The sequence below is a fragment of the Pseudomonas sp. CM27 genome (assembly GCF_013179515.1).
Taxonomy (GTDB): domain Bacteria; phylum Pseudomonadota; class Gammaproteobacteria; order Pseudomonadales; family Pseudomonadaceae; genus Aquipseudomonas.
In genome coordinates this window covers 1-9,819 of sequence record NZ_JABMCN010000234.1, presented here as the reverse complement: position 1 = coordinate 9,819, position 9,819 = coordinate 1, and the positions used below count along the sequence as shown (strand labels likewise).

General features: G+C 63.0%; 9 protein-coding genes. 4 read left to right on the top strand and 5 right to left on the bottom strand.

All coding sequences use genetic code 11. The features are described from left to right. On the bottom strand, positions 1-756 hold a 756-nt coding region (locus tag HP547_RS23465), incomplete at its 3' end, for a hypothetical protein (protein ID WP_172287662.1). 554 nt (positions 757-1,310) lie between these two features. On the opposite strand from HP547_RS23465, the gene HP547_RS23460 reads away from it, so the two are divergent. The 3 genes from HP547_RS23460 (at position 1,311) to HP547_RS23450 (ending at position 4,753) form a co-directional block, all read left to right on the top strand. Further along, entirely contained in the window at positions 1,311-2,930 is a 1,620-nt protein-coding gene (locus tag HP547_RS23460; RefSeq protein WP_172287659.1) for an NADP-dependent glyceraldehyde-3-phosphate dehydrogenase, read from the top strand. A 110-nt stretch (positions 2,931-3,040) separates the two neighbouring features. Beyond that, on the top strand, positions 3,041-3,508 hold the full coding sequence (locus tag HP547_RS23455; protein ID WP_172287656.1) for a VOC family protein: 468 nt from the start codon (positions 3,041-3,043) through the stop codon (positions 3,506-3,508). A 63-nt stretch (positions 3,509-3,571) separates the two neighbouring features. Beyond that, positions 3,572-4,753, top strand: coding sequence for a hypothetical protein (locus tag HP547_RS23450; protein ID WP_172287654.1), 1,182 nt, complete (start codon positions 3,572-3,574; stop codon positions 4,751-4,753). 131 nt (positions 4,754-4,884) lie between these two features. On the opposite strand, the gene ilvA is transcribed toward HP547_RS23450, so the two are convergent. The 4 genes from ilvA to HP547_RS23430 form a co-directional block, all read right to left on the bottom strand. Beyond that, positions 4,885-6,447: a threonine ammonia-lyase, biosynthetic gene (gene ilvA, locus HP547_RS23445; protein ID WP_172287652.1), complete on the bottom strand. Its 1,563-nt coding sequence runs from the start codon at positions 6,445-6,447 to the stop codon at positions 4,885-4,887. 180 nt (positions 6,448-6,627) lie between these two features. Beyond that, positions 6,628-7,059 carry a PACE efflux transporter gene (locus HP547_RS23440; RefSeq protein ID WP_172227994.1) on the bottom strand — a complete coding sequence of 144 codons (432 nt, stop codon included), beginning with the start codon at positions 7,057-7,059 and terminating at the stop codon, positions 6,628-6,630. A gap of 97 nt (positions 7,060-7,156) precedes the next feature. Beyond that, positions 7,157-8,455, bottom strand: a complete 1,299-nt coding sequence (locus HP547_RS23435; RefSeq protein WP_172227996.1) for an ATP-binding protein — start codon at positions 8,453-8,455, stop codon at positions 7,157-7,159. A gap of 6 nt (positions 8,456-8,461) precedes the next feature. Further along, the gene (locus HP547_RS23430) at positions 8,462-9,163 is read right to left on the bottom strand and encodes a response regulator transcription factor (RefSeq protein WP_172227998.1); all 702 of its coding nucleotides are present in this window, start codon (positions 9,161-9,163) and stop codon (positions 8,462-8,464) included. A 249-nt stretch (positions 9,164-9,412) separates the two neighbouring features. On the opposite strand from HP547_RS23430, the gene HP547_RS23425 reads away from it, so the two are divergent. Further along, positions 9,413-9,819: biotin/lipoyl-binding protein (locus HP547_RS23425; protein WP_172287650.1), on the top strand; the 407-nt coding region annotated here is incomplete at its 3' end.

Sequence of the window (9,819 nt, the reverse complement as noted above, 5' to 3'; positions counted from 1 at the left end):
GGCCCACTCGAGGGCCATGAAGGTGGTGATCGAGTTCACCTCGCGCAACTTCTTGGCATCGGCAAATACCGCTTCGCAATAACCGAAACGCAAAGTGCTCCAGTAACGCTTGCCGCCGCGCACCACTTCACAGCCCAGGTGGCAGCCGATTACTTCATCGCCCAAGGTAATCAAGTCGAGCCGGCCGACACCCTTGGCAATGCGAAATACCTCATCGGTGGGAAATTGCGCGGCATGGATGCCCTGCCGCGCGCTGGCATAGGGGCGAAGCAGGTCGCGGTCAGCCATGGCGATCTCGTCGTCGGACAACGCCTGACGCATCTGGTACAGCGGGCGGTTCTTGCGGATGCTACGCCTCAGTTCGCTGTCGTAGCGAGCGGTAATGTCCTCCAGCGCGCGGCCCAGTGGCACGACAGCGCTGAGGTAGTGCGGCACCGACAAGGCGCCGGATGTCGGCATTTCGCTGACCAGCACCACATGGCTGGCGACCGCTGTCGCACGCGCACTGTCAACGATCGCCGCGCTGCCCTGGCCTTTGCCGGCAATCAGCAGCTTGGCCATTTCCCGTTGCTGCTTGCGGCCGATGTAGAGGATTTCGTAAGGGCTCTCCTGCTGCAGCCGAAACCTGGCAACCTCCCAGCGCCAGAAACAGGCACGCGCCATCACTTCACGCACCTTGCTGGCCAGGTGTCTGATTTCGTAACGCTGGGAGGGCGATATGTATTTTCGCGCCACTGCCGTCAAGGTCGCTTTCATGTCTGCTTCGACGTCCTTTGAAGTGCCCTATGGTGTATCGGGAAAAAACAATAAATCAGCAATAAAAAACGTAACATCCTGATATCTAAGTAATTACAAGTAACTTCTGCCATCACATCCAGTAACAATTTAAGATACCCAAAAACACTTTGGCAAGTGGCACTTTGATTGCGCTGAATAAAGTTTAATGGCGTCAATTTTTCTGCATTAACTGCCTCAACTCCCAGTCATTAGCTATAAGCGGGCCGACCTCGCGGCACCCGATTAACACTTCGCTATTTCAAAAAACTTTTTGATGCCTTCTTTGCATAAACGAGCAGGACATGCCTGCTAACAGCCCGCATCAACGCTGCTCGAGCCGCAGTTGCCGTGCTGGGCGGCCAGGCCAACCCTGGGTTACTAACCCGCACTGAAGCAAACCCAGATGACACCGTGTCGCGGGCACACGTGAAAGTTTGAGCCAGACTGGTGTTTTTCCCGCAGCCGGTGCATGCTCGAAGCTGAAGCGTTTCACCTGGCTTTGAACCCGCCCAGCAATGTGAGGTGCAGTACCCATGGACCGTCTGCTCGATTCACTCTTCCCCAGCGCCGAGAACATCCCGGAACCCTGGCGCCTGGAAGCCCCTCTGCAACAACGTGACTACCTGGTGAACGGTGAGCTCAGGCGCTGGGACGGCCCGCTGGCCACGGTGCGCAGCCCGGTCTGGCTCAAGGACGGCAGCGAAGAACGTCAGGTGATCCTGGGCAGCGCCCCGCTGCTGGATGCCGACACCGCACTCACTGCCCTCGACGCCGCCGTGCAGGCCTATGACAAGGGCCGTGGTGCCTGGCCGAACATGCGCGTGGCCGAGCGTATCCAGCACGTCGAAACCTTCCTGGCGCGCATGCGTGAGCAGCGTCAGGCCGTGGTCAAGTTGCTGATGTGGGAAATCGGCAAGAACCTCAAGGACTCGGAAAAGGAATTCGACCGCACCTGCGACTACATCGTCGACACCATCAACGCCCTCAAGGACCTCGACCGCCGCTCCAGCCGCTTCGAGCTCGAACAAGGCACCCTGGGCCAGATCCGCCGCGCGCCACTGGGCGTGGCGCTGTGCATGGGCCCCTACAACTACCCGCTCAACGAAACCTTCACTACGCTGATCCCGGCGCTGATCATGGGCAACACCGTGGTGTTCAAGCCGGCCAAGTTCGGCGTGCTGCTGATCCGCCCGTTGCTCGAAGCCTTCCGCGACAGCTTCCCGCCGGGGGTGATCAACGTCATCTACGGCCGTGGCCGGGAAACGGTAAGCGCGCTGATGGCCAGCGGCAAGGTCGATGTGTTCGCCTTCATCGGCACGCACAAAGCCGCCAGCGACCTGAAAAAACTGCACCCGCGCCCGCACCGCCTGCGCGCAGCGCTGGGCCTGGACGCCAAGAACCCGGGCATCGTGCTGCCTCAGGTGGACCTCGACAACGCCGTCGAGGAAGCCGTCACCGGTGCGTTGTCGTTCAATGGCCAGCGCTGCACCGCACTGAAGATCCTGTTCGTCCACGAAGACGTGGTCCAACCCTTCCTCGACAAATTCCAGCGCAAACTGGCCGCGCTCAAGCCGGGCATGCCCTGGGAACCCGGCGTGGCGCTGACGCCGCTGCCCGAACCGGGCAAGGTCGATTATCTCGATGGCCTGGTCGCCGATGCCACGGCAAAGGGTGCGCACGTACTCAACACAGGGGGCGGCCAAAGCCGGGGTTCGTTCTTCTACCCAGCGCTGCTGTACCCGGTGAACAGCGACATGCGCGTCTACCACGAAGAACAGTTCGGCCCGCTGGTGCCGGTGGTGCCATACCGCGACCTGCAGACGGTGATCGACTACGTGCTGGATTCCGATTACGGCCAACAACTGAGCCTGTTCGGCAACGACCCGGCGACTATCGGCAGCCTGGTCGACATCTTTGCCAACCAGGTCGGGCGCATCAATATCAATGCCCAATGCCAGCGCGGCCCCGACACCTATCCGTTCAATGGCCGCAAGAACAGCGCCGAAGGGACCTTGTCGGTGCATGACGCCCTGCGCGTGTTTTCCATCCGTACCTTGGTGGCGACCCGATTCCAGGAAGCCAACAAGGAGCTGATCAGCGAGATCATCCGCAACCGCCAGTCGAGCTTCCTGACCACCGACTACATCTTCTGACAGACGCGCTTATAGAGAATCGGTCTAGCACCCTTGTCGATTTTCCTTCTGCGCAGACGACTCTAAGCAACAGGGCGCCCTCCGGCGCCCACTGCAAAGGAGCGTCGAACATGGCAGCCAAACCCATCCCCGAAGGCCAGCACAGCATCACCCCCTACTTGGCCATCAACGATGCCGCCAAGGCCATCGACTTCTACAAGCAGGCTTTCGGGGCAGTCGAAATGTTCCGCCTGGACGCCCCGGGCGGCCGGGTAGGCCATGCCGAGCTGAGGATCGGCGATTCTTCGCTGATGCTCGGCGACCCCTGCGACATGGAGGGCGGCCTTACCGCCAGCCAGAAGCTCAACGGTGCAGGCGTAGGCATTCATTTGTATGTCGAGGACTGCGACAAGGTCTACGCCCAGGCCCTGGCAGCCGGCGGTACCCAGTTGCACCCTTTGACCGACCAGTTCTATGGCGACCGCAGCGGCACCCTGAAAGACCCGTTCGGCAATATCTGGTTCGTTTCCACCCGCAAAGAGGACCTGAGCCCCGACGAAATACGCGCCCGCGCGGCGAAGATGTTTGGCGGCAACTGAGCGGCAAGTTGAAAGCGGCGCCACTTTGCTTGAAGCTTGGGGCTTGTAGCTTGGAGCTGCCTCATGCGAATCATCGACAAAACCGCCGCTCAGGTGCGCAGCCTGACCCCCGCCGAAGAGGAACTGCTGGCCGGCTTTGCCACCGGCAGCCTCGTCGGCCCTCGCCTGCTGCAGGCCAACCAGCTGCTGATGAAGGTGCGCAACGCCAACCAGTGGCTGGCCTGCGACTGCCGCAACGACGCCCTGCCGGTGCTCAATGTGACCCTTAACGGCAGCACCGGCACGCTCTTCCTCAAGAACAATCCGGGCACCGCCGAGCATGCGCCCGGCTGCCCGTTCACCAAGGACGAACGGGAAGCCGCCGAGCGCGAAGACGACCCGGCACCACCCGCCGCCTGGCTGCCGCCCGACACGCCATTGCGCCTGATCGGCGACTTCCGTGCCGCCAACGCCAGTGTCGGCGGCGAAGGCAGTGAGCGGCGCGAACAGCAGCGCCTGTTGTCGTTGCTGCTGACCTGGATCGAGACCAGCGGCCTCAACCTGTACGCCACGCACCTGAAAAAGGACCTGACCGGCCAGTTTGCCGAGCTGCGCAGCGTGGCCAGCCGCTACCCGTTGCTGGAACGGGTGCCCGCCAGCAACTACCTGGAAACCCGCCTGGACATGAAGCACATGATGATGCTCAAGTCCCGCCTGCGCGAAGCCACTGTGTTCGGCAACCACCGCCGCCATGGCCTGTTGCTGGACTGCGTCGACCAGGTCAAGGGGCGCAAGCTGTTCAACAACCGCAGCGAGGATGGCTTCGACTTCCAGGGGCACCACCTGTACTGGGGGGGCAGCCGCACCACTGGGCCGTTGCTGGCACTGATGCTTTACTCGCCGACCAGCGCGGGCAGCCATTATTACGAACTGATTCATGTCGCCAGCGTGCCGGTACTGTCACGTGCCCATATGTTCCCGGTGTACCGCGATGAAGAGCGCGAGCCGCTCAAGGCGCTGGTGTCGCTGGTCGACTGGATGGCCAGCAAGGGCGTGAAGGTACAGATGCGCCGGCCGGTAATTGGCGGCCAGGTGGCGGATGAGCTGGTGATGACCTCTGACCAGGACCGGGTGTTGTCGATCTCCCTGCTCGAGCAGCCCATCGGTCCCGAGCCGGATGCCGAGAACTTCAAGCGTTACGCCGATTTCAAGAGCCTGGAAACCTTCCGCAAGTTCGTCGCCGGCTTTTTCATGCGCGAGCGCTGAACAACCTGGCGCGATCCCTGTGGGAGCGGCCGAGGCCGCGAACACCGGCAACGCCGGTACCATCCACTGCGCTGCCTGATTCGCGGGCCTGCCCGCTCCCACAGGGACCGTGCAGGCTGCAACTTTCCAGGTCAGCCCAGAAACAGCTTGTACGCCGGGTTATCGGTCTCATCCCAGTACCGGTAGCCCATTTCATCCAGCGCCAGCGGCACCCCCGCCAACTCTTCCACTGGCACCTCCAGCGCCGCGAACACGCAGGCCTGCGCCGCACCATGGTTGCGGTAATGGAACAGGCTGATATTCCAGCGTTTACCCAATCGCTCCAGAAAGCCCAGCAAGGCTCCCGGCCGCTCAGGGAACTCGAAACGCAGCACGCGCTCGTCAGCCCCTGGTGCAGCATGGCCGCCCACGGTATGGCGCACATGCAGCTTGGCCAGTTCGTTGTCGGTCAGGTCCAGCACGCTGTAGCCCTGCTCCCGCAGACTGACCAGCAACCGTTCGCGCGGGTCGTGCCGCGGGTGAGTCTGCACCCCCACGAACAGCCGCGCCTCCTTGCCGGGGTAGTAACGGTAGTTGAACTCGGTGATCTGCCGCTTGCCCAGCGCCTGGCAAAATGCGCGGAAGCTGCCCGGCTGCTCCGGGATGGTGACCGCGATGATCGCCTCGCGCTGCTCGCCCAGTTCGGCCCGCTCGGCCACATGGCGCAGGCGGTCGAAGTTGACGTTGGCCCCGGAATCGATCGCCACCAGGGTTTGCCCCTGCACACCCTCGCGCGCCACGTACTTCTTGATCCCGGCCACAGCCAGGGCGCCGGAAGGCTCGGTGATCGAGCGGGTGTCGTCGTAGATGTCCTTGATCGCCGCGCACAATTCGTCACTGCTCACCGTCAGCACTTCGTCGACAAAGTGCCGGCACAGCTCGAAGCAATGCGCGCCCACCTGCGCCACCGCTACGCCATCGGCGAAGGTGCCGACCTGCGGCAAGATCACTCGCTCGCCGGCAGCCATGGCCGCTTGCAGGCAGTTGGAATCCTCTGGCTCGACACCGATCACCTTCACCTCTGGCCGCAGGTACTTCACGTAGGCGGCGATACCGGCGATCAGTCCGCCACCGCCGACCGGTACGAAGATGGCGTCCAGCGCGCCCGGCCGTTGGCGGAGGATTTCCATGGCTACAGTGCCCTGCCCTGCGATTACATCAGGGTCGTCGAACGGTGGCACGAAGGTGGCGCCTTCACTGTCGGCCAGGGTCAGGGCGTGCGCCAGGGCATGCGGGAAGCTCTCGCCGTGCAACACCACATGCCCGCCGCGCGAACGCACCCCTTCCACCTTCAACGATGGCGTGGTGGTCGGCATGACGATGGTGGCCTTCATGCCCAGGTGCGACGCAGCCATCGCCACGCCCTGGGCATGGTTGCCCGCCGATGCGGTAATCACCCCACGCTCGCGCTGCACGCTGCTCAGCCGTGACAGACGGGTGTAGGCACCGCGGATCTTGAACGAGAAGGTCGGCTGCAGGTCTTCGCGCTTGAGCAATACCTGGTTGCCCAGGCTGGCAGACAATGCCGGGGCTGCCTGCAGCGGGGTTTCGATGGCCAGGTCGTACACCGGGGCGGCAAGAATCCGCCGCACCTGCTCCGACAGCAGTTGCTGGGGGGTAACGGTGGTACGGGGGGTAACGCTGAAGCTGGTCATCGATGACTCCTTGGCTGTTTCACGTTGCCCAGGAGTCAGAGAGAAGAAACCCGCCTCCAGGGCGGGTTCAGTGCACGTACGCGCTAGCCCGCCAAACTGATAATGGCGGTAATAATAATGGCGTTCACATGCGGGAATGTATTCATGGGTCAGGAACTTAGCCTGCCGCGTGCAGGTAAGTCAACACTTGGCCTGCTGCGCCGACAACGGTACATCGAACACTTTGTCGAAGCCCCACTGAAAGACAAACGCGTAAACGAAGAAGAACACGAACAACGCCAGGTTGGTCAGCAACGCTGCCCACAGGCTTACACCCAGCCAGTACGCCACCAGCGGCAGCAGGATCAGCACCAGGCCCCCCTCGAAACCCAAGGCATGCAGCATGCGCCGGGCAAAGGTGCGCTCACGCTTGTGCTGGCGCGCCTCCCAGCGTTCGAAGGCCCAGTTGTAGGCCATGTTCCAGCTCATCGCGATGCCCGACATCAGCACCGACAGCACGGTCGACTGCGCCATGCCGGCGGCAAACGCCAGCTCCAGCGCGGGCGCCACGCAGGCGACAGCGATGGCTTCGTAGAGGATGGCCTGGACGATCTTGCGTGCCTTGCCTTGCATGTTCAACTCCCGGGGTAAACGACCTGTAAAGCTACAAGAACTGGCCCTTAAGAAAAAGCCTGAAATTTGCACAACCCGCGTGTTTGCAGGCGGCATATCACCCCGCAGGCAAGCGAATCCGAAACTGCGCCCCACCCAGCGGCGACTGCGCCACGGTCAAGGTGCCACCCTGCCCTTCGATGGCCCGCCGGCTGATCGCCAGGCCCAGGCCAAACCCGCCGGTATTGCGGTCACGGCTGCGGTCCAGCCGGTAGAACGGCTGGAAAATCCGCTCCCGCTCCTCCACCGGAATGCCGATCCCGTCGTCTTCCACCGTCAACAGGCAGGCGCCATCCCCTTCCAGGCGCAAGCGCAGCAACAGGCTTTCGTCGCAATAGCGCATGGCATTGCGCACCAGGTTCTGCACTGCCCGTGCGGTCAGGCGAGGATCAAGCACAAAACGTGGCAGGCTGCCCTCTGCCTGCACTTCCCATGTGATGCCACGGCTGTCGAGCTCCTCGGCAAAGCCGCCGAGCACACTGTCGACCAGCTCCAGCAGCGACACCTCGACCCGCTCGCGGGCCTGGTCAGCGTTGTACAGCCGGCTGTAGGACAGCAACTCCAGTACCAGTTCATCCAGCTCGCGCACATGCCCGACCAGTTCCAGCAAGCGCTTGCGGCTGGTCGCCGGCACCTCGTCGAACAGCAGCACCAGGCCGAAATCCAGACGGGTCAGCGGCGTACGCAACTCGTGCGACACCGCATTGAGCAGCTCCCGCTGCTGGTTGACGTGGCGCTCCAGGTCACTGGCCATGGTGTCGAACACCCCGGCCAGTTCGCCGATGTTGGAGTGTGGCGAGATGTGCGTACGCTCGGCCATCTGCCCCTGGCCCAGCCGCCGGGCAGTCTCCTTCAAGCGTTCAAGGTCGCGCCAGTGCGGCCATACCCACAGCAGCAGGCAGCCCAGCATGGCCGCGCCGATCAGCACGGTCACACCCCACGACAGCACGTTGATGTCCAGCGGGTCTGGCGGTGAGTGCAGGCGCACCAGCCATTGCTTGTCCAGCGGCGCCAGCACCGTCTCGTAGTAGCCCCATTCAGCGATGCGTACCGCATACAGCCCGTGCTCCAGGCGCGCCTGCTCCTCGTCGCTCAACTCGGCCTGGTCCATGCGCAGCAGTTGCAGCTCCAGCGGGGCGAAATCAGCGGCCAGCTCGTGCGCCACCTCCGGCCACTGCTCGGGCGGGGTCTGGCGGAACTGGCGCACGATCAACGCCTGCACGCCCTTGGCCTGGTCCAGGTTGTAGGCCATGAAGCGGTCACGGAACAGACCGACGATAGTGTCGGGAATGAACAGCAAGGCCCCGGCATACGCGACAATGATGACCAGGTACAACCGCACCAGAATCTTCAGCATGGGCGGTCAGCACTCCCACTCGACACGGCTGAACAGGTAGCCCTTGCCCCACACGGTCTTGATCTTGCGCGCCTCGCCGGCGTTGTCGTCGAACTTGCGGCGCAGCTTGGAAATGGCCACGTCCACCGAACGGTCGGTGCCGTTGAACTCTATACCGCGCAACTGCTGCAGGATGCGGTCGCGGTTCAGCACTTCGCCGGCATTGCGCGCCAGCACTACCAACAGGTTGTACTCACCGCTGGACAGCTCCACCTCGTCGCCGCGCCAGCTGACCGTGCGTTCGGCCAGGTCGATGCGCAGGCCGCCGATGAGGATCAGGTCGTTGTCCAGGCGCGGCTCGTTGACGCTGCTACGGCGCAGCAGGGTGCGCACCCGGGCCAGCAGCACGCGGGGCTCGCAGGGTTTGGTGACGTAATCGTCGGCGCCCATTTCCAGGCCCAGCACCTGGTCGTGGCTGTCGTCGCGGGCGGTCAGCATCAGGATCGGCAGGCTGTGCGATTCCTGGCGCAGCAGGCGGCACAACTGCAGGCCATCGATGCCTGGCAGCATCAGGTCGAGAATGACCAGGTCGGGCTTTTGCCTGCGGTACTCGTCCAGCACATGATCGCCACGGGCGATCACCTGGACGTGGAAGTCGTTGCGTTGCAGGTAGCTGGCGATCAACTCGGACAGGGCACTGTCGTCTTCGACCAGGATAATATTCGGCATAGGCGCTTGGGCATCTGGATGGTGGTAAACCTTGCCGGCCTCTTTGCGGGTACGGATCCCAAGGATTATGGTGACCCTGCAGGAGCGGGTTTACCCGCGAAGAGGCCGGTACAGGAACACTCAGGATATAGAACACTACACCGCGACAGGATTGTTCTTCACACTTTTTCACACTCGCCCTACAGCTATTAACAGCCCCCCGGGCAGCACCTGCCGTAGCATACGCCGGGTCATCAACGGAAGATCCGTATGCCTACTATGTTCCCCCCTCGCCTGCGCCCGGTGGCGCTTCTGGCGTTTCTGAGCCTGTCCCTGGCCGGCTGCGGCGACAGCGCCGAGCAAGACGAACAGGCCCCCACCCCGCAAGTGCGGGTGGAAACCCTGCAACTGCAGCCCCTGGCGATCAGCAGCGAACTCAGCGGCCGTATCCTGGCACCGCGCACTGCCGAAGTGCGCGCCCGGGTGGCCGGCGTGGTGCTCAAGCGGGTGTACCGTGAAGGCAGCGACGTCAAGCGCGGCGATGTGCTGTTCCTGATCGACCCGGCGCCGTTCAAGGCCGACCACGATAGCGCCAGGGCTACCCTGGCCAAAGCCCAGGCCACCCTGTACCAGGCACGCCTGCAAGAGCAGCGCTACCGCGAGCTGGTCGATGACAA

What these genes read in the sequence shown, in the direction of transcription:
- HP547_RS23460 (WP_172287659.1), top strand. Translation starts at nt 1,311, where the DNA reads ATGGACCGTCTGCTCGATTCACTCTTCCCCAGCGCCGAGAACATCCCG.
- HP547_RS23455 (WP_172287656.1), top strand. Translation starts at nt 3,041, where the DNA reads ATGGCAGCCAAACCCATCCCCGAAGGCCAGCACAGCATCACCCCCTAC.
- HP547_RS23450 (WP_172287654.1), top strand. Translation starts at nt 3,572, where the DNA reads ATGCGAATCATCGACAAAACCGCCGCTCAGGTGCGCAGCCTGACCCCC.
- ilvA (WP_172287652.1), bottom strand. Translation starts at nt 6,447, where the DNA reads ATGACCAGCTTCAGCGTTACCCCCCGTACCACCGTTACCCCCCAGCAA.
- HP547_RS23440 (WP_172227994.1), bottom strand. Translation starts at nt 7,059, where the DNA reads ATGCAAGGCAAGGCACGCAAGATCGTCCAGGCCATCCTCTACGAAGCC.
- HP547_RS23435 (WP_172227996.1), bottom strand. Translation starts at nt 8,455, where the DNA reads ATGCTGAAGATTCTGGTGCGGTTGTACCTGGTCATCATTGTCGCGTAT.
- HP547_RS23430 (WP_172227998.1), bottom strand. Translation starts at nt 9,163, where the DNA reads ATGCCGAATATTATCCTGGTCGAAGACGACAGTGCCCTGTCCGAGTTG.